Origin of the sequence: Streptomyces sp. NBC_01707, assembly GCF_041438805.1 — a bacterium.
In the GTDB taxonomy this organism is placed as follows: Bacteria; Actinomycetota; Actinomycetes; order Streptomycetales; family Streptomycetaceae; genus Streptomyces.
The window spans coordinates 2,581,504-2,604,125 of record NZ_CP109190.1 but is presented as its reverse complement, the minus strand read 5'-3'; the positions used below and the strand labels follow the sequence as shown (position 1 = coordinate 2,604,125).

Below are 22,622 nucleotides of genomic sequence, written 5' to 3'. Positions count from 1 at the left end.
ACGCGCCCTCAGTGGCGCGCCACCGCCGCGCGGCCACGCCGGTGCGTATCACCGTCCGGTGTTCCTGTTGTCGCTCCTGTCCGGGTTGCCGATAACCATCCGCTGATTTTTCGCGAACGGTTACGCGTGGATACGCGCTGCCTCCATCAGGTCCGCGCCCAGCGTACTTGTGCAGAATTCTCCTGCCATCCCTCCCCGGCTTCCTCGCTTTTCCCATCTCTTTTCCCTCCGCCCTTTCCGACTCGGGAGAGACGTTGACTGTCACTGTGCCCTCATATCCCTCGACGGCCGCGACGGGCATTGCCCCGGACCGGTTCAAGCAGGCCTTCCGCCGCTATCCGGCCGGTGTGGTCGTCATCACCGCCGACGCCGGCCACGGACCCGTCGGTTTCACCGCGACTTCGCTCGCGTCGCTGTCGCTCGACCCACCACTGGTCTCCTTCGGGATCGGGACCACCACCTCGTCCTGGCCCCACATCGAGCGGGCCGACACAGCGGTCGTCAACTTCCTCGGCGCCGAACAGCGGCCGCTGGCAAAGACGTTCGCCACCAGCGGCATCGACAGGTTCGCCGCACCGACCGGCTGGCGGCGGCTGCCGCAGGGCGAACCGGTGCTCGACGGGGTGGCCGGCTGGCTGCGGCTGGAGATCGAGCAGACCGTCCCGGCCGGCGACCACCGCATCGTCATCGCACGGGTCGTGGACTCCTGGCTCGACGAGGAGCGCAGCCCCCTCCTCTTCCACAACGGCACGTACCACACCCTCTGACCGCCGGGACGACGCGCTGCCGCTCGCGACCTCTCGACATCCCCAGCGACTTCTCATGACCACTGATCGGGAATTCACCATGTCACGCAACGATGTACGCCACGCAGTCGGCCGCCGGTCGTTCCTCGTCCTTACGGGTGGGGCGATCCTGGGACTCGCCGCCTGCGCTCCGCAGGCAAGGACGGTCGCCGATGCGGAGCCTGCCGGAAAGCTTCCCTCAGGTGCTCCGCCGCCAGGCACCGAACTGTCGATCGCCGTACGCACCACACATCTTCAGCTTGGACCCGCCGGTTTGCGGAAGGATCTCGCGTTCACCGTTTCGCAGTGGCCGAATCTGAGCGCCGGGCCCGACATCATCCAGGGATTCCGGGCGCATTCCATCGACTTGGCGGCCAACGCAGGAATACCGCCGATCCAGGCCGAGGCCATCGGCGTCGGAGCGAAGATCGTCGCGGTACAGGTGCGCAACCACCCGTCCTATGTCTTCGCGACCGCCCCCGGCTCCGGCATCAGAACGGTCGAGGACTTCCGCGGGAAGAAGATCGGCTTCTCCCAGGGGCAGGCGCAGGGCGTCGTCGTGCTGCGGGCTCTGAAGAAGGCCGGCCTGAAGAACAGCGATGTCGAGCTGGTCGCCCTGCCCAGCACCCAGTTCCTGACCGCGCTGCAGTCCAAGCAGGTCGATGTCGCCCCGCTGGGCGAGCCGACACTGACCAAGTACCTCAGCCAGTACGCCGAGGACGGCGCCCGCGGAGTGACCACCGATGTGGTGGACCTGCTCTCCGTCCTGTGGGCACCCGACGAGGTGCTGAACGACAAGGCGAAGGCCGCGGCCATCCGCAACTTCGTCCCGCTGTGGTCCCGCGGCCTGGTCTGGGCGTGGGAGAACACCGACGAGTGGATCGACACCTACTACGTCAAGGACCAGGGCGTGACGGAGGCGGACGGCAAGCGCATCGTCGCCTCCCTGCACGAGCCGCGGTTCCCGGTGAGCTGGGACAAGGCGATCGCGTGGGAGCAGGAGACCGCCGACCTGATGGCCGAGGGCGGCTTCGTACCGAAGCAGGACGTCTCCCGGCTGTTCGACCGCCGCTTCGAGGGGCTCGCGGCGAAGGCCGTACCGGCCAGGTATCGGGAGACGTCATGACCGAGTTGCTGTCGCAGGCCCACCCGGCACAGCCGGAGGCGGGCACCGCCGCGCCGAACGGCTCGCCGGACGCGCACCAGGCGCGCGGCGCCCAAGGGCGGCCCGCCGTCTCCCACGCCGTTCCGGTGGCGCCGGCCGTATCCGTCGCCCGCTCCGACCGAAGGCGGCTCGGCCCAGGCCGCTCCCTCCCCTTCGGCCGGCTGATCGGCCCGGTGCTCGTGGTGGCCGTGTGGTGGGGAGCCTCCGCCGTCGGCTATCTCGATCCCCGGATCCTGTCCGGACCCGGCACCGTGGTGTCCACCGCGTCGGACCTGATCCAGAGCGGCCGCCTCCAGGACAATGTGCTGATCTCGCTCCAACGAGCCGGCCTAGGCCTCTTCTTCGGTGTGGCCGCCGGGGTGATCCTCGCCGTGGCCGCCGGTCTGAGCCGCACCGGTGAGTACCTCCTCGACGGGCCGCTCCAGATCAAGCGCGCCATCCCGTCGTTGGCGATGCTCCCGCTGCTCATCCTCTGGCTCGGCATCGGCGAGCAGATGAAGGTCACCGTGATCGCGCTCGGCGTCGCGGTGAACATGTACATCAATACGTACTCCTCGCTGACCGGCATCGACAGCAGGTACGTCGAACTCGCCGAGGGGCTCGACCTGAGCCGCCCGCAGTTCATCCGCAAGGTCGTCGTCCCCGGCTCGCTGCCCGGCTTCTTCGTCGGTCTGCGGCTCGGCGTCACCGCGTCCTGGCTCGGCCTGATCGTGGTCGAGCAGATCAATGCCACGAGCGGCATCGGCTACATGATGTTCCAGGCCCAGCAGTACGCCCAGTCCGACGTGATCATCGTGGGGCTGGTGGCCTACGGGATCTTCGGCTTCGCCTCGGACGCGGCGGTACGCGCCATCGAGAGGAGGGCCCTGTCATGGCGACGCACTCTGGCGGGCTGACCGGTACCCACGAAGAGACCGGGACCGGGACCGGTGCCGCGACCGAGACACGGCCGGCGGCGGTACGGACCAGGAACCTGGTCCGCCGGTTCGGCGACCGGAAAGTGCTCAAGGAACTCGATCTGACCGTGGGGCCGGGGGAGTTCACCGCCCTCCTCGGCCGCAGCGGCTCCGGCAAGTCCACCCTCCTGCGGGCCGTGGCCCGGCTCGACCACACCGTCGAGGGCTCCGGGGGACTCACCGTCCCGGACCGGGTCTCGCTCTCCTTCCAGGACTCCCGGCTGCTGCCCTGGCTCCGGGTGCTGGACAACGTCGTACTCGGTCTGCGCGGCCCCAAGGCGCGTGAACGCGGACTGACCGCGCTCGCGGAGGTCGGTCTGGAGGGCCGCGGCCGGTCCTGGCCCCATGAACTGTCCGGCGGCGAACAGCAACGGGCGGCGCTGGCGCGGGCACTCGTCCGCGAACCCGAACTTCTCCTGGCAGACGAGCCGTTCGGCGCCCTTGACGCCCTCACACGGATCAAGATGCACGGCCTGCTGCGCGAACTGTACGAGCGCCACCGCCCCGCGGTGCTGCTGGTCACCCACGACGTCGACGAGGCCGTCGAACTCGCCGACCGGGTGCTGGTTCTGGAGGACGGGCGGATCTCGGTCGACCTCACCGTCGACCTGCCGACCCCGCGCTCGCGACGCGACCCCCGGTTCCAGGAGTACCGCGACACCCTGCTGACCGCGCTCGGCGTGACACAGCCCCAGACCCGTTCCGAAGCGAAGGAAACCCATGTCCCGCAAGTCTGACCGCAAGCCGCTCCACCTGAATGCCTTCCTGATGTCCACCGGCCATCATGAGGCGTCCTGGCGCCTGCCCGAGAGTCCGGCCGAGGCGAACTCGGACATCGAGCACTACAAGAACCTGGCCCGGATCGCCGAACGCGGCAGGCTGGACTCGCTGTTCCTCGCCGACAGTCCCGTCCTGATGGGTGACCCCGGACGGCGGCCGGCCGCCAAGCTGGAGCCCACCGTCCTGCTGACCGCGCTGGCCGGGACCACCGAGCACATCGGCCTCATCGCCACCGCGTCGACGAGCTACAACGAGCCGTACAACCTGGCCCGGCGGTTCGCCTCGCTGGACCACATCTCGGGTGGCCGGGCCGGCTGGAACATCGTCACCACGGCCGGCGCCGACGCGGCCCGCAACTTCGGCCTCGACGACACCCCGCTGCACCGCGACCGTTACCGCCGGGCCGCGGAGTTCGTCGAGGTGTCGACCAAACTCTGGGACAGCTGGGCGGACGACGCCGTGATCGCCGACAAGGAACGCGGCGTGCACGCCCTGGCCGAGCGGGTGCGGCGGATCGAGCACACCGGTGAGTACTTCCGGGTCGACGGCCCGCTCAACGTGCAACGTCCTCCACAGGGTTACCCGCTGCTCGTGCAGGCCGGCTCCAGCGAGGACGGCAAGGACTTCGCGGCGCGGTACGCCGAAGCCGTCTTCACCGCCCAGCAGACCCTGGAGGAGGGCATCGCCTTCTACAAGGACGTGAAGCGGCGCGCGGAGGTCGTCGGCCGCAACCCGGACGGCATCAAGATCCTGCCCGGCATCGTGCCCGTCATCGGTGATACGGAGGCCGAAGCGCGTTCCCTGGACGCGGAGTTGGAGGAGCTGATCGTTCCCGAGTACGCGAAGCGGCAGCTCGCGCAGCGGCTCAGGATCGCCCCGGACGACCTCGACCTCGACGCGCAGCTGCCCGAGGACATCCCCACCGAGGACGAGATCGAGGGCGCGAAGAGCCGCTACACGCTCATCGTGGAGCTTGCCAGGCGCGAGAAACTGACGGTACGCCAGTTGATCGGGCGGCTCGGGGGCGGGCGCGGTCACCGCACCTTCGCCGGAACGGCCGAGCAGGTCGCCGACACCATCGAGCACTGGTACGACAGCGGGGCCGCCGACGGCTTCAACATCATGCCCGCCGTACTCCCGTCCGGCCTGGAGGTCTTCGTGGACCGGGTGGTGCCGATCCTCCAGGAACGCGGCCTGTTCCGCACCGAGTACACCGCCCGCACCCTGCGCGGCCACTACGGGCTGCCGCGCCCCGCCAACCGGCTGTTCGAGACCGTCGACCGCGGCGAGGGCCACTTCGGCATCGGTCTGGCGGAGGTCCGGTGACGGACTGTTCGCAACCGGAAACCGGTACGCACCGGCAGCCGCCGCCCGGCTGGGCGCGGCGGCTGCTGGGCTACTGTCTGCGCCACCGCACCGATCTGCTCCTCGCCTTCGGTGCCGCCGTGGTCGCGGCCGTCGCCACCGCCACGCTGCCACTCGTCCTGAGGCACGTGGTGGACGGGGTGGCGGCCGGCACCACCGCCTCGCCGGTCCCGTGGACGGTCCTCCTCGCCGCCATCGGCGCGGTCCGCTTCGGGGCGAGCTTCACCCGGCGCTACCGATCGGGCCGGCTCTCCCTCGGGGTGCAGTACGACCTCCGCAACGACGCGTTCGCCGCGCTGCTGCGGCTCGGCGGCGCCCAGCAGGACGAGCTGCGGACCGGGCAGGTGGTGAGCCGGTCCATCTCGGACATCACGCTCATCCAGACACTGCTGCAGTTCCTGCCCAACCTCACGGGCAACGCCCTGATGTTCCTCTTCTCGCTGGTCTTCATGGCGCTCCTGTCACCACTGCTGACCGTCGTCGCCCTCGTCGTCGGACCGCTGCTCTGGCTGATCGCCCTGCGTTCGCGCCGCGACCTCTTCCCCGCCAACTGGCACGCCCAGCAGGAGGCCGCCGAGGTCGCCTCCACCGTCGAGGCGACGGTCACCGGCGTCCGCGTGGTGAAGGGCTTCGGCCAGGAACAGCGCGAACTCGCAGGGCTGGAACAGCGCGCCCGCAAACTCTTCGCCTCGCGGCTGCGGGTCGTCGGGTTCACCAGCCGCTACAACCCCGCTCTCCAGGCGGTCCCGGCCCTCGGCCAGGTCGCCGTCCTCGCCCTCGGCGGCTGGATGGCCCTGCACGGCCGGATCTCCCTGGGCACCTTTCTCGCCTTCACCACCTATCTCGGCTCCTTCGTCACCCCGGTCCGCCAGGTGGCGACCCTCCTCACCGTCTGGCAGCAGGCGCGGGCCGGTGCCGAACGGGTCCTGGAGGTCGTCGACGAAGCACCGGTGATCACCGACGCGCCGCACGCCCGGGAACTGCCGGACGAACCCCCCGCCGTCTCCTGGCAGAAGGTCACCTTCGGATACGAGGGCGGGGCACCGCTGCTCCGTGACTTCACCCTGGACATCCGTCCGGGCGAGACGCTGGCCCTGATCGGTCCGGCCGGCTCGGGGAAGTCCACTGCGGCGGCCCTGCTGCCCCGGTTCTACGACGTTCCGGCAGGCTCGGTGCGGGTGGGCGGCAGCGATGTACGCGAACTCGCCCTGGCGTCCCTGCGCTCCCGGATCGGCTTCGTCTTCGAGGAGAGCCTGCTGCTCTCCGACACCGTGCGCGCCAATATCGCGTACGGCATCCCGGACGCGACGGACGAGCAGGTGCGGGCGGCGGCCCGCATCGCCCGGGCCGACGAGTTCATCGAACGGCTGCCGCAGGGGTACGACACCGTCGTCGGGGAACAGGGCCTCACCCTCTCCGGAGGGCAGCGCCAGCGGATGGCTCTCGCCCGCGCGCTCGTCGGCGACCCGGCGGTCCTCGTCCTCGACGACGCCACGTCGGCCATCGACGCCCGGGTGGAGTCACAGATCCACCACCGCTTGCGCGAGGACACCCGGCGCCGCACCACACTGATCGTCGCGCACCGCAGATCGACCCTGGAGCTCGCCGACCGGATCGCCGTCCTCGACGACGGCCGCATCGTCGACACCGGAACCCTCGACGAACTCCGGTCCAGGTCGGGCCTGTTCCGCAATCTGCTCTCCACGGCGGAGGCGACGACGGAGCTCGCGGCCGAGGACACGGAAGGCGCGACGGCCGCGGACGGCGCCGAGCCCGCAGCCGACGTGCCGGAACAGGCCGCCGGCACCCTCACCCCCCACCTCTGGCACCGCCCCGACGACTCCACGTCGGACCAGCTCGAAGGCACCGCCGTCCGCGCCGCCCAGGCCCTGGCCGAGGCGGCGGCCACCTCCGGGCCGGGGCGTGGCGGGCCCGGCGGTGGGGTCCTCGGCTCCGCCCCGCCCAGCGCCGAACTCATCGCCGGGCTCGCCCGGCTCCCCCTGCCCGCCGCCGATCCGCAGGTGCCGACCGGGCAGGCCGTCGCCGCCGACCCGGCCTTCCACCTCGGCACGCTGCTCCGCCCGTTCCGCGTGCCGCTGCTGCTCGGCCTGGTGCTGGTCGCGCTGGACGCCCTCGCCCAGATCACCGTGCCCGTACTGGTGAGACAAGGCGTCGACCAAGGCGTCGCCCACCACGCCGGGGGCGTCCTGCTGGCCGCGGCCGCTGCCGCGGCCGTCGTGGTCGCCGCGAACTGGCTGGTCGGCGTGGCCCAGGTCCGCACGACCGGACGGACCGGCGAACGCCTCCTCTACACCCTGCGTGTGAAAACCTTCGCACAGCTGCAGCGGCTCGGCCTCGACTACTACGAGCGGGAGCTCGGCGGCCGGATCATGACCCGGATGACCACCGACGTGGACGCCCTGTCGAACTTCCTGCAGACCGGTCTGATCACCGCGGTGGTGAGTCTGCTGACCGTCCTCGGCGTCCTCGTCACGCTGCTGGCGATCGACGCGGAGCTCGCCCTGGTGCTGCTGGCCGCACTGCCGCTGCTGATCGCCGCGACCGCCCTCTTCCGCCACCATTCGGTCCCCGCCTACCGGGAGGCCAGGGAACGGATCAGCGCGGTCAACGCCTGCCTCCAGGAGAACGTCACCGCCATCCGCGTCACCCAGGCGTTCCGCCGCGAGCGCCGCAACGCCCGTGACTTCGCCGAACTGGCCTGGTCCTTCCGGGACTCCAGGCTGCGTGCCCAGCGCTACATGGGCACGTTCTTCCCGTTCGTCGAGTTCCTCGGCACCCTGTCCGCGGCAGCCGTACTGGCCGTCGGCGCGGGGCAGGTCCGTTCGGGGACACTGAGCGCGGGCACTCTGATCGCCTTCCTCCTCTACGTCGAGCTGTTCTTCTCACCCATCCAGCAGCTCTCCCAGGTCTTCGACGGCTATCAGCAGGCCGTCGTCGGCCTGGGGCGGCTGCGGACGCTGATGCAGACGCCCACCGGCACCCCGCCCGCCGACCACGCACGGCCGGTCGGCAAGTTGCGTGGGGAGATCGAACTCGACTCGGTCTCCTTCGGATACGCGGGCGGCGGCGGCCGGCAGGTCCTGCACGGTGTCTGTCTGCGCATCGCACCGGGCGAGACCGTCGCCCTGGTCGGGGCGACGGGCGCGGGCAAGTCGACCGTCGTCAAACTCCTCGCCCGGTTCTACGACCCGTCGGCGGGCACGGTCCGCGTCGACGGGCACGATCTGCGCGAGCTCGACCTACCCGGCTTCCGCCGCAGACTGGGCGTGGTGCCGCAGGAGGCGCATCTGTTCAGCGGTACGGTCCGGGACGCGATCGCGTACGGGCGCCCGGACGCCACCGACACCGAGGTGGAGGCGGCGGCGCGCGCGGTCGGCGCCCACGACATGGTGGCCGGGCTGCGGCTGGGCTACCTCCAGCCGGTGGGGGAGCGCGGTCGCAACCTCTCCGCCGGACAACGCCAGCTGCTGGCCCTGGCCCGGGCCGAACTCGTCGACCCGGACGTCCTGTTGCTCGACGAGGCGACCGCCTCGCTGGACCTGGCCACCGAGCGCCGGGTCGCCGCCGCGACCCACGTCCTGGCCCGCCGGCGTACCACCGTCGTCGTCGCCCACCGGCTGACGACGGCGGCCCGCGCGGACCGGGTGGTGGTCCTCGACGCGGGAACCGTCGTCGAGACCGGCACCCACGCCGAACTGCTGGCCGCCGACGGTCCGTACCGCCGCCTCTGGGACGCCTTCCGTCAGAGCGGCGACCCGGCGCCGGCCGACGGCCATCCTCAGATCGACGAACTCGTCAAGGAGAGTGCACGATGACCGAGTACCGCAACTTCGGACGCACGGGAGTGAAGGTCAGCCCGCTCTGTCTGGGCACCATGATGTTCGGCGCCCGCGGCAACACGGACCACGACGACAGCATCCGGATCATCCACCACGCCCTGGACTCCGGCATCAATTTCGTCGACACCGCAGACGTGTACTCCGCCGGTGAGTCGGAGACCATCGTCGGCAAGGCGCTCGCCGGTGGCCGCCGCGAGAACGTCGTGCTCGCCACCAAATTCCACGGCAGCCTCGGCAGCGACCCCAACGAGCAGGGCAACTCACGTCGTTGGATCATCCGCGAGGTCGAGAACAGCCTGCGCCGGCTGGGCACCGACTGGATCGATCTCTACCAGGTGCACCGCCCCGAACCGGACACCGACTTCGACGAGACGCTCGGAGCCCTGTCCGACCTGGTGCGCCAGGGCAAGATCCGCTACATCGGTACGTCCACCTTCGAGCCGTCCGCGATCGTCGAGGGCCAGTGGATCGCGGAGCGCCGCGGCCGCGAACGCGTCGTGGCCGAGCAGCCCCCGTACTCCCTGCTCGCCCGCGGCATCGAACGCGAGGTGCTGCCCGTCGCCCAGCGGCACGGACTCGCGGTGCTCTCCTGGAGCCCGCTCGCCGGCGGCTGGCTGACCGGTCGCTACCGCAAGGGGGCGGGCCAGCCCGTCTCCAGCCGTGCCGAACGGCAGGCTGAGCGCTTCGACATCACGTCCCCGGAGAACAGCGCCAAGCTCGACGCCGCCGAGGCCTTCGCCCGGCTGGCCGAGGACGCCGGGCTGACCCTCGTACAGCTGGCCCTGGCGTTCGTCCTGGAGCACCCGGCGGTCACCTCCGCCATCATCGGCCCGCGGACCTTCGAACAGCTGGCGGGCCAGCTCGGCGCGGACCGGGTGCGGCTGGGCGGGGACGTTCTCGACCAGATCGACAAGATCGTGCCGCCCGGCACCAACCTGTCGGCCCGCGACGCCGGTTACCAACCGGCCGCGCTGACCGACCCCGCGCTGCGCCGCCGGACGGCCAGGACCGCGTAGCGCCCGCTCAGGCGCCGGGTACCCGGTCCAGGAAGCCGCTGACGGAGCTGATGCGCCCGTCGTCGTCGAGGGTGATGACGTCGGACCCGGCGGCGGGCGCCGTACCGTCGGCGGTGGAGACCAGGTCCCAGCTGAAACGGACGATGTCGTGGTGCCCGTCGGGGGTGCCGGTCAGCTTGAACTCGAAGCCCGGGAACTGCTGACGGGCACCACTGATCGCGGCGGCGAGCCCGTCGTGGCCGCGTACGTCGGCCAGCGGGTCGGTGTAGGTGGCGTCCTCGGTGAACGCGGCTGCGACGGCCTTGGCGAGGTCCTCGGGCGTCGCTGCGTTCCAGGCGACGAAGTAGCGCCGGACGGCGTCCTCGTATGCGGTCATCGTGCTGTCCTTCCGTCATGTCCCGGCCCTGCGACCGAGCTCCTGTGCCGCTCGTGAGGAACACGATGTCCGACGGGGGAGAAGGCGTCGATTACCTCCCAGGTCATGGTCGACATTTCCCCGGTCACGGTCGGACGGTCGTCGGAGGGAGCCCCACGAGGGAGGGGCACGGCCGGATTCGGCGGACCGGTTTCATCTGATTTTCACGGAGGGCCTCTACGGTGGACGTCGTGACCGAGATGAGCCCTCCCGGCTGGCATACGGACCCCGGGTACACAGGAACAGGCCCCGTTCAGGAACGCTGGTGGGACGGGAGCCGCTGGACCGACCAGCTCCGCATGCCGCCTGCGGCCGTCCGGCGCCGCCGGATCCGGATCGGGGTCGGCGTCACCGCGGGTGTGGTGGTCCTCGCCGCCATTGCGGGCGGTGTCCTGATGCTGACCGACGACTCCGGCCGTACGAAGAACACCTCCTCCGACGCCGCGTCGCCCGCGCCCAGTCCTTCCGGCGGGCAGGACGGCCGGGGCGGCCGGGGTGGTCCCGGCGACGGTGGCCGGAGCCCGGCGCCCGACCAGCAGCAACCGCAGCAGCCGCCGTCCGAGGACGGCTATGTGACGGACGTGATGAGCGGCGTAAGCCTTCCGGTGCCGGACGGCTGGAAGGGGCAGTCGGCCACGATCGGTGCGTCGGTGAGCACCGGCACGTACACCTGCCCGGCCGACACCTCGCAGAAGTGCGAGCGAGGCGGAGTGTTCGCCGCCCCGGCCCAGGCGCTCAAGATCACGGCGAGCACGGCGGAGGCGGCGGCCAAGGCGGACATCTCCGTCAACGCCAAGGAGTCGTACGGCGGCAAGGCCTACGGCGCCATCAGCTCGCACCAGCAGCTCAAGTCCGAGCCGGTCACCGTCGCCGGCCAGAAGGGCTATCTGGTGCGCTGGAAGGTGGTCACGAAGAAGGGCGACGACGGGTACGTGCAGTCGCTGGTCCTCCCGTCCCCACACGCCGCGGACATGCTGGTGGTCGTGCGCTCCGGCTTCGACATCAGCTCCAAGGCGCCCTCGCTCTCGGTGATGGACGAGATCACGAAGGGCATCAAGGCCGCTTCCGGTACAGGGTCGGGATCCGGACAGACCGCCTGAGGAGCCTCACCTCCCGGCGGGCGGGCCATCACTTCACGCGGGTGCCGCGCGACGGCGGTACCGCGTTACCGATTGCCAGCGGCGAGCGGGCCAGTTCGACGCAACCCAGGGCGATCAGGGTGAGCGCAGCCAGTTCGGGCAGCAGCCACCAGTCGGTACGCAGATGCTCGCCGAACAGGGTCACGCCGTACAGGATGCTGATCACCGCGTCGCCCAGCGTCAGCATCGGCTGTACGGCGACCAGGGTGCCCGCCTGCAGGGCGTTCTGAAGGAGGAACAACGATCCCACCCCGGCGGCGGCGGTGGCGTACAGCTGCCAGGACGTCATGAGCGCGGCTGCCCCGCCACCGTCGCCGAGCTGCCCCATGGCGTCCTTCATCAGGGCGGCGGTGAGCGCGTACCCGCATGCGGCGGCCAGACCGAGCAGCGCCCCACGGGCGTTGCCGCGGGCGGACCGTGCTCCGGCGATCAGCGCCGCCTCGAAGATCCCCGTCAGGACCAGTGCCGGGATCCATGCCGCGCCCCGCACCGAGGAACTTCCGCCGCCCGGCGCGGCGGAGGCCATGCCGAGGGCCAGTCCGAACGTCACGGCAGCCACCCCGTACCAGACCGCACGGGGCACCCGGACCCGCATCACGAACCCGGCCAGCAGCAGCGTCGCCGGCAGCTCGATCACGAAGATCGGCTGGACCACCGAGATCGGGCCGGTGGCCAGCGCAGTGGCCTGGCAGACGGCGGCGACGATCACCAGGCCGATCCCGGCCAGCCACACCTTCTGGCGCAGCAGATGGCCGATCAGCGACAGACGCATCGCCTCGGTGTCGGGTACCGAGCGGGCGGCGCGGCGTTGCAGCACAGAGGCGGCGCCGTTGCTGAGTGCGGTCAGGATGGCGAACAGGACACTGATCACCGGACCATGATGCGGGCGGTCCGCCCACAATCCCGGGTCCTGCCGTCGTCGGTGCGGCGGCCCAAGGAGAGATGGGATACGCAGTCGCGGACCGAAGCTGTCCGCAAGTCCGCGTAGCGTGCCGTTCATGGCCGCGAAGACGCACACCGCCGCACCCGCCTCGTCCCCCGTGCTGTCGCCCCGCGCACTGGGCCGCGCCACCCTGGCGCGCCAACTGCTCCTGCGCCGGAGCCCGATGTCCGCGAGGGACGCCGTCGGGCATCTCGTCGGGCTCCAGGCACAGAACACCAAGCCGCCCTACCACCAGCTCTTCGCCCGGCTCGAAGGCTTCGACCCCGCCGAGCTCTCCGGGCTGATGGAGTCCCGCGAGGTGGTCCGTATCGTCACCCTGCGGTCCACCATCCACACCCACACCGCCGACGACGCGCTCACCCTGCGCCCGCTGGTCCAGCCGGCCCGCGACCGGGAGCTGAAGATGTTCCGCGACGGGCTCGTCGGTGTGGATCCGGGCCGGCTCGCGGCGCTCGGCCGGGAGCTTGTCGAGGAACGGCCCCGTACCCCGAAGGAGATGCGCGAGGTGCTGCTCGCCGAGTGGCCGGACGCCGACCCGCAGGCCCTGACCGTGGCAGCCCGCTGCGTCCTGCCCCTGGTCCAGGTCACCCCGCGCGGGCTGTGGGGCCGCAGCGGCCAGGTCGCGCTGACCACCGTGGAGCACTGGCTCGGCCGGCCGGCGGAGCCGACGCCCACACCCGACGCGACCGTGCTGCGCTACCTCGGGGCGTTCGGCCCCGCCTCCGTGAAGGACATGCAGATGTGGGCGGGGCTGACCCGGCTGCGGGAAGCCTTCGAACGGCTGCGGCCGCAGCTGATCACCTTCCGCGACGAGAACGGCGTCGAGCTCTTCGACCTGCCGGACGCCCCGCGCCCCGACGCGGACACCCCTGCCCCGCCGCGCTTCCTGCCCGAGTTCGACAACGTGCTGCTCGGCCACGCCGACCGTACGCGCGTCATCCCACCGCAGTACCGGGGACGCAACGGGAACGGCAACCAGGCGTACGGAACCGTGCTGGTCGACGGGTCCCTCGCCGCGATCTGGCGATTCGGCGCGCCCGGCACGAAGTCCGGCGGGAAGCCCGGCGGCGAGGAGATCGTCACCGTGCAGGCGCTGGGGAAGCTCAGCCGGGCCGAGCGCGACGCCGTTACGGAGGAAGGGCTGCGGATGCTCGCCACGATGGCGACCACGCGGGCACCCGTGCACGACGTCCGGTTCGGGCCGTTCATCGACTTCGGGCGGTGAACCGGGTTCAGTCGGCGCGGCCCGTCGCCGCCACCGTCACGCCCAGGCCGATCATGGCGAAGCCACCCGCCCCGCCGATCAGCGACAGCCGTCGGTCCGACCGGGCGAACCAACTCCGGGCGGCCGAGGCGCCGAGCCCCCAGAGCGTGTCCGTCACGAGACCGATGGCGATCGGAACCAGGCCCAACAGCAACATCTGGGCCGGGAGATGACCCGCCGACGGATCCACGAACTGGGGGAGCACGGCGGCGAAGAAGACGATTCCCTTGGGGTTGGTGACACCGACGACCACACCGTCCGCCGCCGTCCGCAGATCACCACGCGCCGGCCTTTCCGACGACGCATGGACGGCCCCCAGCTTCATCTCCTTGCGGTGCCGGAACGCCTGCACCCCCAGGAGGACCAGATACGCCGCACCTGCCAGCTTCACGGCCACGAAGACCGCCGCCGAGCGCTCCACCAGCGAACCGATCCCCAGCGCGACCGCCACCACCAGGCCGTACGAGCCGACGACATTGCCCAGCACCGTGGCCAGCGCGGTGCGGCGGCCGTGGGCCAGTGCCCGGCCGATCACGAAGAGCACGCTCGGCCCCGGAATCACGATCACCAGCAGGGACATCGCCGCGAAGGCGAGATATTGATGCGTGGACACCATGTCCGTCACCCCCTCGGCCCCGACGCTACGGCAGAGGCCCCCGCCGACGTCAGACACGCGACCGTCAGACACGCGGCCAGGAACGACCGGCGCAGAGAGGCGGGCCTCGCCATGCGCCGGTCGGTCTACGGCAGCAGCCCCGCCCGGCGCGCGGCGACCACCGCTTCCAGCCGGGTGTGCGCCCCCAGCTTCCGCATCGCCGAGCGCAGATAGCCCTTCACCGTCTCCGGTCGAAGGCCCAGCCGGCCGGCTGCCACGGCGTTGGTCGCACCCGATGCCACACAGGCGAGGACATCGACCTCGCGCGGCGCCAGCAGCACCTCCCGGGCGTGCGGCTCCTGCGTCCCGGACGCCGAGGCCAGCCGCGCGCACACCGAGAGCAGCTCCTCGCGCAACGCCGGGTCGGTCACCTTGGGGGCGAGCGCGCGCAGTTCACGATGCGCCTCGCGGACGTCCTCCCAGGCCCCCGGAGCGGCCCGGGGATCCGTCACCTGGTCACGGGTGACGGACAGCAGCTGCTGCACCTCGTCGCGGACGACAAGGGCCTGCTCCACGTCGCGGGCCGCCGCGACCGCCGCGTCGAACATACGGTCCCCGAGGGTGAGCGGCTCACGCAGCGCCCCGTACAGCACGCCCCGTACCCTCCGGCGTACGACGACGGGCACCGCGACCACCGAGCGCAGGCCCTCCGCGGCGACCGCGGTGTCGTACTCGTGGCTGATGTGCCGCGACGACGGGTAGTCGGTCACCGCGCACGGCCGCGACAGGGCGATCGACTTGCCGCCGAGCCCGCTGCCGGCCGATATGACGAGCCCGCGCAGCGCGGTGGTCTGCGCACCGTTGAGTTCCACGATCCTGGCGTGGCGCGGGTCCGAGAGCAGTCCGCCGAACGTGACGGGCAGTCCGCTCGTCCGGCGCAGCCGCAGCAGCGCCGCTTGCATCTCGACCGTATCGACCGGTTCCGGCACGCTGTCGCCTCTCTGCCCCGCCCTCTGTACCCCCGTTCGGGGGTGGTGAGACCTGGGTCACTGTTTTCATGATGTTAAGTGACCGGTCCGGTCCGCAATGAGGAGGGCACATGTCGGCAACGAACGCGACGGAAACGTTTCGGGCCGCCCGGGACTTTCTGCTGCAGCACCGCGCGGACTACGCGGCGGCCTACGAGGGTTTCCGCTGGCCCCGGACCGACCATTTCAACTGGGCGCTCGACTGGTTCGACGTCATCGCCGAGAACAACGACCGCACCGCTCTGCACATCGTGGAGGAGGACGGCCGGCGCACCGAGGCGTCCTTCGCCCGGATGTCCGCCCGCTCCAATCAGGCGGCGAACTGGCTGCGTGCCCAGGGGGTACGCGCCGGTGACCGGATCCTCGTCATGCTGGGCAACCAGGTCGAACTGTGGGAGACGGCCCTCGCCGCCATGAAGCTGCGCGCGGTCGTCATCCCCGCCACCCCGCTCCTCGGCCCCGTCGATCTGCGTGACCGGGTGGACCGTGGCCGGGTCCGCCATGTGATCGTGCGGGACGCGGACGCCGCGAAGTTCGACGAGGTGCCCGGTGACTACACGCGGCTCGCCGTCGGCGGCGAGGTCGAGGGCTGGCATTCGTACACCGGCGCCGACGAGCAGCCGGAGAGTTTCGAGGCGGACCGGGAGACCGACGCCGACGAACCGCTGATGCTGTACTTCACGTCCGGCACGACCGCCAGCCCCAAGCTGGTCGAGCACACCCATGTCTCGTACCCCGTGGGGCACCTGTCGACGATGTACTGGATCGGTCTCAGGCCCGGAGACGTCCACCTCAACATTTCCTCGCCGGGCTGGGCCAAGCACGCCTGGTCGAACCTCTTCGCGCCGTGGAGCGCCGAGGCGACCGTCTTCATCTTCAACTACACCCGGTTCGACGCGGGCCGGCTGATGGCCGAGATGGACCGCTCGGGCGTCACCAGCTTCTGCGCCCCGCCCACCGTCTGGCGGATGCTGATCCAGGCCGACCTCTCCCAGCTGAGGACCCCGCCGCGCGAGGTCGTCGCGGCGGGCGAACCGCTGAACCCCGAGGTCATCGAGACCGTCCGGCGCGCATGGGGCGTCACCATCCGGGACGGATTCGGCCAGACCGAGACGGCCGTCCAGGTCGCCAACACCCCCGGCCAGCTGCTGAAGTCGGGTTCCATGGGGCGGCCGAGCCCCGGCTTCAAGGTGGAGCTCCTGGACCCGGTCACCGGCCGGCCCGGCGCGACGGAGGGCGAGATCTCCCTCGATCTCTCGGACCGTCCGATCGGCCTGATGACCGGATACCACGGCGACCCGGACCGTACGGCCGAGGCGATGGCCGGCGGCTACTACCGCACCGGCGACATCGGCTCCCGCGACGAGGACGGCTACATCACGTATGTCGGCCGTGCCGACGACGTCTTCAAGGCATCCGACTACAAGATCTCGCCGTTCGAGCTGGAGAGCGCCCTGCTGGAGCACGAGGCGGTCGCCGAGGCCGCGGTCGTGCCCGCGCCCGACCCGGTCCGGCTCGCGGTCCCGAAGGCGTACGTCGTGCTCGCGGAGGGCTGGGAGCCCGGCCCGGACACCGCCAAGGTGCTCTTCGCACACTCGCGGGCGGTGCTCGCGCCGTACAAGCGGATCCGCCGGCTGGAATTCGCCGAACTGCCGAAGACCGTGTCAGGCAAGATCCGCCGGATCGAGCTGCGCGAGCGTACGGCCGAGGGCGTCGGCACCGAATTCGACGAGGGGGACCTGCGATGAGCCGACGGACCGGCCTTTCCTACGCGCGCGGCACCAGCACCACGGCCCTGCTCGGCGACACCATCGGGCGCAATCTCGACCGGGCGATCGAGGCGCACCCGGACCGTGAGGCGCTTGTCGACGTCGCCTCGGGGCGGCGCTGGACGTACGCGGAATTCGGCGCCGACGTCGACGAGTTGGCGCGCGCGCTGATGGGCTCAGGAGTGGCCAAGGGCGACCGCGTCGGCATCTGGGCGATCAACTGCCCCGAGTGGGTGCTCGTCCAGTACGCCACCGCCCGCATCGGCGCGGTCATGGTCAACATCAACCCGGCCTACCGGGCGCACGAGCTGGAGTATGTGCTCGGTCAGGCCGGGATCTCCCTCCTGATCTCCTCGCTCGCCCACCGCACCAGCGACTACCGCGCCCTCGTCGGCCAGGTCCGGGCCGACTGCCCGGCCCTGCGCACCGTGCACTACATCGGCGATCCGTCCTGGGACGAGCTGACGGCAGCGGCCGCGGGCGTCACCGCCGGACAACTGGCGGCCAGAGAGGCCGAGCTGTCCTGCGACGACCCGATCAACATCCAGTACACCTCGGGCACGACGGGCTTCCCCAAGGGCGCCACCCTCTCGCACCACAACATCCTCAACAACGGCTATTTCGTCGGGGAGATGGTCGCCTACACGGAACAGGACCGGGTGTGCCTGCCCGTTCCCTTCTACCACTGCTTCGGCATGGTGATGGGCAACCTCGGCATCACCTCGCACGGCGCCTGCATCGTGATCCCGGCCCCCGCCTTCGAACCCGCCGCCGTCCTCGCGGCGGTCCAGGCGGAGCGCTGCACCTCGCTCTACGGCGTCCCGACCATGTTCATCGCGGAGCTGAACCACCCGGACTTCGCCTCGTACGACCTCTCCTCGCTGCGTACCGGGATCATGGCCGGATCACCCTGCCCGGTCGAGGTGATGAAGCGGGTCGTCGCCGAGATGCACATGGACGAGGTGTCCATCTGCTACGGCATGACGGAGACCTCGCCGGTCTCCACCCAGACCCGCCGTGACGACGACCTGGAGCGCCGCACCGGAACGGTCGGCCGGGTGATGCCGCACGTCGAGGTGAAGGTCGTCGACCCGGCGACGGGCGTGACCCTGGAGCGCGGCGCGGCCGGTGAGCTCTGCACCCGCGGCTACAGCGTGATGCTCGGCTACTGGGAGCAGCCCGAGCGGACCGCGGAGGTGATCGACGCGGGGCGCTGGATGCATACCGGCGACCTCGCGGTGATGCGCGAGGACGGCTACGTACAGATCGTCGGCCGCATCAAGGACATGATCATCCGCGGTGGCGAGAACGTGTACCCGCGGGAGATCGAGGAGTTCCTCTACGGCCATCCGAAGATTGGCGACGTGCAGGTGGTGGGTGTCCCGGACGAGACGTACGGCGAGGAGATCCTGGCCTGCGTCATCCCCCGGGACCCGGCGCAGCCGCCGACCCTGGAGGAGGTGACGGAGTACTGCCGCGAGCAGCTCGCGCACTACAAGATTCCACGACGGCTGCAGATCCTGGAGAGCTTCCCGATGACGGTGAGCGGGAAGGTCCGGAAGATCGAACTGCGGGAGAACTACGGCTAGGGCGGGAGCGGCGCCGACGGGCGCGCTGTCAGGCGGCTTCGATGATGTCGCCGGCAGCGCCCCGAGTGGCCGCCGCCCATTCGACGAGCAGCACCTCGTAGGCCGCGGACTCCACGGAGGACCAGTCCTGGCCGGCTCGTGCGTCGACGAGCGCACGAATCGCCTCGTTCGCCTCGACGGCGGACGGGTGGGTCGGCTGCGCGGACTGTCCGATGCTCTGTGCGGTGTTTCGTGGGGAGAAAGGTGGTGGGAGTTGTGGAGTTAAGACCATGCACACCACTCTACGGCCGCCCACCGACAGCGACCGAACATTTGTGGCCGCAGGACCGAACGTGACCGATTGCACTCGCTGTTGCCGGCCGGTTCCGCTGCGGCGTCGGGGTGCGCGTCCTGGCCGGCGCGGGGGCTCGCGCGGAAGCACCCGCACCGTGTCGCCGTGTCAGAGTTCGCGTCGCATGCAGACCCTCGGCCAGCGGTCCAGGCCGTGTTCGGCCTCCTCCGCCCTGATCTTCCGCAACCCGTCGGTGAGTTCGGCCTCGGTCAGCGTGCGGAAGCCGAGGCGCGTGTAGTACGGCGCGTTCCACGGGACGTGCGAGAAGGTGGTGAGGGTGAGGGCTTCGAGCCGCCGCCCGCCCGCCCAGAGCGCGAGGTGGTCGATGAGCGCGCTGCCGACGCCGCGCCGGGCGGCGGACGGATGGACCGAGACCTGCTCGACATGGGCCGCGCCGTCGACCGGATCGGCGATCAGGTAGCCGACCGGACGGTCGTCGGCGTCCGCGGCCACCCAGGCGCGGCCGGCCCTGCGGTACTCGTCCAGCAGATCGAGAGGCGGCGGGTCGTCGTCCGCGACGGCGGACATGGCGAGGGTGCGGAAGGGTTCGCCTGCGGCGCGCTCGATCTCCTGGAGCAGCGGAAGATCGGAGCGGCGGGCGGGACGGATGCGCATGCCGCCAGTATGGCGCTCGGTACGGCGGTCAGGCGCCGGTGGAGAGCAGTTCGTCCGCCGGGCCGTTGACCGGCTGCGGGGTCCCGGTGAGGTCCATCACGAAGAGCGGGATGCAGAGACCGTCCCCCCGCGCCCTGGCGTCCTGCGCATAGCCCGCCAGTGAGAAGAAGACGCTGGTCACCGAGGCGTTCAAGCCGTTCAGCCAGAGACATTCGACATCGCGCAGGGTGGTCGGCCGGGTGGTCGAGTCGACCTGGGCGATCAGTCCGGCGGCGCGCAGGTCGATCCGGGACGCCGGGCGTTCCGCGGGCTGTACGACGTGGCGGTAGCCCAGCCACCGCAGATACATCGCGGCGGCGGTGACCGCGTCGCGGCCGGTACGGATCGGCATCGGCCGGAACGCCGGGCGGGGCGCAGTCGCCGTCCGCGGCAGCGGGATGTGGGTGGGCAGCGCCCCTGCGTCGGGGCCGGGCGCGGCCTCCGTGGCCGGGCGGACCGGGATCCGCAGCACCGTCCCGCACGGACAGCACAGCTCCGGCTGAGGCCACTGGTCGTGGCGTCCGCAGGTGCGGCAGCGCACGGTCACCCAGTCCTCGTTCCAGGTGCGGTGGGTGATCGGTTCGACCGTTCCGTCGCGCAGCAAGGGCGGGGCGACGGGGGTCCCGCACGGGCACGGGTAGACCGGTGTGAGGTAGGCGTGATCGCGGCTACAGGCCGGGCAGCGTACCGGCACGGACTCCACTGTGGTCTCCCTCCGGCGCCCCCCCGGCGCCGCCCCGGGGCCTCCGCGCCCCGTGTCCCCTGTGCTCCGTCCCCATGGTCCACCAAGAGCGGGGCGCGGGGGAGCGACTTGGCGGATTCACCGGTCTTGACGGCCACTCGGACGCGGCTTAGATTGCTTCCGTATAGCAGAAACAAACTTTCGTAATGCGGAATAGGTGCTCTCAGGTGGCGCGACAGAGCCCGACTCCACCCGTCCGAGCAGGAGTACTCCATGACTCGAATGACCGCTGCCCGAGCGGCAGTTGAGATCCTCAAGCTGGAAGGCGTCACCAACGCGTTCGGCGTGCCGGGCGCAGCGATCAACCCGTTCTACGCGGCGCTCAAGGCCGGCGGTGGCATCGACCACACGCTCGCCCGGCATGTCGAGGGCGCGTCCCACATGGCCGAGGGCTACACCCGGAGCAGGGCGGGGAACATCGGCGTCTGCATCGGTACGTCGGGGCCCGCCGGGACCGACATGATCACCGGGCTCTACTCGGCGATCGCCGACTCCGTGCCGATCCTCTGCATCACCGGCCAGGCGCCGGTGGCCAAGCTCCACAAGGAGGACTTCCAGGCCGTCGACATCGCCTCGATCGCCAAGCCGGTGACCAAGGCCGCGACGACCGTCCTGGAAGCCGCACAGGTGCCCGGCGTCTTTCAGCAGGCGTTCCATCTGATGCGGTCCGGCCGCCCCGGACCGGTCCTCATCGACCTGCCGATCGACGTCCAGCTGACGGAGATCGAATTCGACCCGGAGACGTACCAGCCGCTGCCGGTCTACAAGCCGGCCGCGTCCCGTGCCCAGATCGAGAAGGCGATCGGGCTCCTGCTGGCATCCGAGCGTCCGGTGATCGTCGCCGGTGGCGGCATCATCAACGCCGACGCCTGCGAACTCCTGGTCGAGTTCGCCGAGCTGACGGGCACCCCGGTCATCCCGACCCTGATGGGCTGGGGCGTCATCGCCGACGACCACGAGCTGAACGCCGGCATGGTCGGCCTGCAGACCTCGCATCGCTACGGCAACGCGAACTTCCTGGAGTCGGACCTGGTCCTGGGCATCGGCAACCGCTGGGCCAACCGGCACACCGGTGACCTGGCCGTCTACACCAAGGGCCGTACGTTCGTCCATGTCGACATCGAGCCCACCCAGCTCGGCAAGATCTTCGCGCCGGACCTCGGCATCGCCTCCGACGCCAAGGCCGCGCTGGAGCTCTTCGTCGAAGTGGCGAAGGAGCTCAAGGCCGCCGGCAGGCTCCCGGACCGCAGCGAGTGGGCCGCCTCCACCCAGGAGCGCAAGGCCCGGCTGCAGCGACGTACCCACTTCGACGACGTGCCGCTGAAGCCGCAGCGCGTGTACGAGGAGATGAACCGTGCCTTCGGGCCGGAGACGCGCTACGTCACCACGATCGGCCTCTCCCAGATCGCCGGTGCGCAGATGCTGCACGTCTACCGGCCGCGCCACTGGATCAACTGCGGCCAGGCCGGTCCGCTCGGCTGGACCATCCCGGCCGCGCTGGGCGTCGCCACCGCCGACCCCGAGGGCCAGGTCGTCGCGCTCTCCGGCGACTACGACTTCCAGTTCATGCTGGAGGAGCTGGCGGTCGGCGCACAGCACAACATCCCGTACGTGCATGTCCTGGTGAACAACTCCTACCTGGGGCTGATCCGCCAGGCGCAGCGCAACCTGGACATCAACTTCCAGGTCAACCTGGAGTTCGAGAACATCAACTCCCCGGAGCTGGGCGTCTACGGCGTCGACCACGTCAAGGTCGTCGAGGGCCTGGGGTGCAAGGCGATCCGGGTCACCGAGCCGGACCGGCTGCTGCCCGCGTTCGAGGAGGCCAAGAAGCTGGCCGCCGAGTTCCGGGTCCCGGTGGTCGTCGAGGCGATCCTGGAGCGTGTCACCAACATCTCGATGGGCGCCGCGGGCATCGACGCCGTCAACGAGTGGGAGGACATCGCCACCGAGCCGGGCCACGCCCCGACGTCGATCCGCCCCTTCGTCGCGAGCTGACGACCCTCTCCTGCGTCTCCTGTGCGGGGCGGACCGCCGGAACCCGGTGGTCCGCCCCCACATGTGTGTCCGGGCCCCGCGAAAGCGCCAACGCCCCCTACCCGTAGTACTTCAGGGTTAGCCGGAAGGTGACCTCCCCGGGTGGACGCCGACCACAGGGTCCGCTCCCTAGCTTCTGTACCGGAAGCACCACTGACCGTCTCCACGGACATCCGGTACGGAAGGAAC

Annotated in this window: 19 protein-coding genes; 12 read left to right on the top strand and 7 right to left on the bottom strand. The window is 70.7% G+C overall.

Annotated elements, in window-relative coordinates:
* The first annotated feature begins 254 nt into the window (after positions 1–254).
* The 7 genes from OG963_RS11705 to OG963_RS11675 all read left to right on the top strand — a co-directional run bounded on the left by OG963_RS11705 (position 255) and on the right by OG963_RS11675 (position 9,927).
* A complete protein-coding gene (locus OG963_RS11705; protein ID WP_093775790.1) occupies positions 255–767 on the top strand; it encodes a flavin reductase family protein in 513 nt (170 codons plus the stop codon).
* A gap of 79 nt (positions 768–846) precedes the next feature.
* Positions 847–1,911: an ABC transporter substrate-binding protein gene (locus tag OG963_RS11700; protein ID WP_319739260.1), complete on the top strand. Its 1,065-nt coding sequence runs from the start codon at positions 847–849 to the stop codon at positions 1,909–1,911.
* Positions 1,908–2,846, top strand: a complete 939-nt coding sequence (locus OG963_RS11695; protein WP_093930146.1) for an ABC transporter permease — start codon at positions 1,908–1,910, stop codon at positions 2,844–2,846. The genes OG963_RS11700 and OG963_RS11695 overlap by 4 nt, the downstream gene beginning before the upstream one ends.
* On the top strand, positions 2,822–3,643 hold the full coding sequence (locus OG963_RS11690; RefSeq protein ID WP_319329672.1) for an ABC transporter ATP-binding protein: 822 nt from the start codon (positions 2,822–2,824) through the stop codon (positions 3,641–3,643). The genes OG963_RS11695 and OG963_RS11690 overlap by 25 nt, the downstream gene beginning before the upstream one ends.
* The gene (locus OG963_RS11685) at positions 3,627–5,012 is read left to right on the top strand and encodes an LLM class flavin-dependent oxidoreductase (protein WP_371798859.1); all 1,386 of its coding nucleotides are present in this window, start codon (positions 3,627–3,629) and stop codon (positions 5,010–5,012) included. Before OG963_RS11690 ends, OG963_RS11685 begins: the two co-directional genes overlap by 17 nt.
* Positions 5,009–8,887, top strand: coding sequence for an ABC transporter ATP-binding protein (locus tag OG963_RS11680; RefSeq protein WP_371798858.1), 3,879 nt, complete (start codon positions 5,009–5,011; stop codon positions 8,885–8,887). The genes OG963_RS11685 and OG963_RS11680 overlap by 4 nt, the downstream gene beginning before the upstream one ends.
* Positions 8,884–9,927 (top strand): aldo/keto reductase, encoded by a 1,044-nt coding sequence (locus OG963_RS11675; RefSeq protein ID WP_371798857.1) that lies wholly within the window; start codon positions 8,884–8,886, stop codon positions 9,925–9,927. Before OG963_RS11680 ends, OG963_RS11675 begins: the two co-directional genes overlap by 4 nt.
* Positions 9,928–9,934: 7 nt before the next feature.
* Here the strand turns inward: OG963_RS11675 and OG963_RS11670 are convergent, their stop codons facing one another.
* Entirely contained in the window at positions 9,935–10,303 is a 369-nt protein-coding gene (locus OG963_RS11670) for a nuclear transport factor 2 family protein (RefSeq protein WP_093775804.1), read from the bottom strand.
* 230 nt (positions 10,304–10,533) lie between these two features.
* On the opposite strand from OG963_RS11670, the gene OG963_RS11665 reads away from it, so the two are divergent.
* Positions 10,534–11,442: a DUF2510 domain-containing protein gene (locus OG963_RS11665; protein ID WP_256328152.1), complete on the top strand. Its 909-nt coding sequence runs from the start codon at positions 10,534–10,536 to the stop codon at positions 11,440–11,442.
* Positions 11,443–11,470: 28 nt separating this feature from the next.
* Here the strand turns inward: OG963_RS11665 and OG963_RS11660 are convergent, their stop codons facing one another.
* The gene (locus OG963_RS11660; RefSeq protein ID WP_093930230.1) at positions 11,471–12,352 is read right to left on the bottom strand and encodes a DMT family transporter; all 882 of its coding nucleotides are present in this window, start codon (positions 12,350–12,352) and stop codon (positions 11,471–11,473) included.
* Between the two features lie 127 nt (positions 12,353–12,479).
* On the opposite strand from OG963_RS11660, the gene OG963_RS11655 reads away from it, so the two are divergent.
* The gene (locus tag OG963_RS11655) at positions 12,480–13,649 is read left to right on the top strand and encodes a winged helix DNA-binding domain-containing protein (protein WP_371798856.1); all 1,170 of its coding nucleotides are present in this window, start codon (positions 12,480–12,482) and stop codon (positions 13,647–13,649) included.
* Between the two features lie 7 nt (positions 13,650–13,656).
* On the opposite strand, the gene OG963_RS11650 is transcribed toward OG963_RS11655, so the two are convergent.
* A complete protein-coding gene (locus OG963_RS11650) occupies positions 13,657–14,304 on the bottom strand; it encodes a LysE family translocator (RefSeq protein WP_093775808.1) in 648 nt (215 codons plus the stop codon).
* Between the two features lie 125 nt (positions 14,305–14,429).
* Positions 14,430–15,272: a response regulator transcription factor gene (locus OG963_RS11645; protein WP_371798855.1), complete on the bottom strand. Its 843-nt coding sequence runs from the start codon at positions 15,270–15,272 to the stop codon at positions 14,430–14,432.
* Between the two features lie 110 nt (positions 15,273–15,382).
* Between OG963_RS11645 and OG963_RS11640 the strand changes: the two genes are divergently transcribed.
* Both OG963_RS11640 and OG963_RS11635 read left to right on the top strand, forming a co-directional pair.
* Positions 15,383–17,059, top strand: coding sequence for an AMP-binding protein (locus OG963_RS11640; protein ID WP_093775810.1), 1,677 nt, complete (start codon positions 15,383–15,385; stop codon positions 17,057–17,059).
* The gene (locus tag OG963_RS11635; RefSeq protein WP_371798854.1) at positions 17,056–18,669 is read left to right on the top strand and encodes an AMP-binding protein; all 1,614 of its coding nucleotides are present in this window, start codon (positions 17,056–17,058) and stop codon (positions 18,667–18,669) included. The genes OG963_RS11640 and OG963_RS11635 overlap by 4 nt, the downstream gene beginning before the upstream one ends.
* 28 nt (positions 18,670–18,697) lie before the next feature.
* On the opposite strand, the gene OG963_RS11630 is transcribed toward OG963_RS11635, so the two are convergent.
* The 3 genes from OG963_RS11630 to OG963_RS11620 form a co-directional block, all read right to left on the bottom strand.
* The gene (locus tag OG963_RS11630; protein ID WP_319329687.1) at positions 18,698–18,940 is read right to left on the bottom strand and encodes a hypothetical protein; all 243 of its coding nucleotides are present in this window, start codon (positions 18,938–18,940) and stop codon (positions 18,698–18,700) included.
* A gap of 168 nt (positions 18,941–19,108) precedes the next feature.
* Positions 19,109–19,615, bottom strand: a complete 507-nt coding sequence (locus OG963_RS11625) for a GNAT family N-acetyltransferase (RefSeq protein WP_093775814.1) — start codon at positions 19,613–19,615, stop codon at positions 19,109–19,111.
* A gap of 28 nt (positions 19,616–19,643) precedes the next feature.
* Positions 19,644–20,357, bottom strand: a complete 714-nt coding sequence (locus OG963_RS11620; protein WP_371798853.1) for a hypothetical protein — start codon at positions 20,355–20,357, stop codon at positions 19,644–19,646.
* 252 nt (positions 20,358–20,609) lie between these two features.
* On the opposite strand from OG963_RS11620, the gene gcl reads away from it, so the two are divergent.
* Positions 20,610–22,394, top strand: coding sequence for a glyoxylate carboligase (gcl, locus tag OG963_RS11615; RefSeq protein ID WP_093775818.1), 1,785 nt, complete (start codon positions 20,610–20,612; stop codon positions 22,392–22,394).
* Positions 22,395–22,622: the final 228 nt, after the last annotated feature.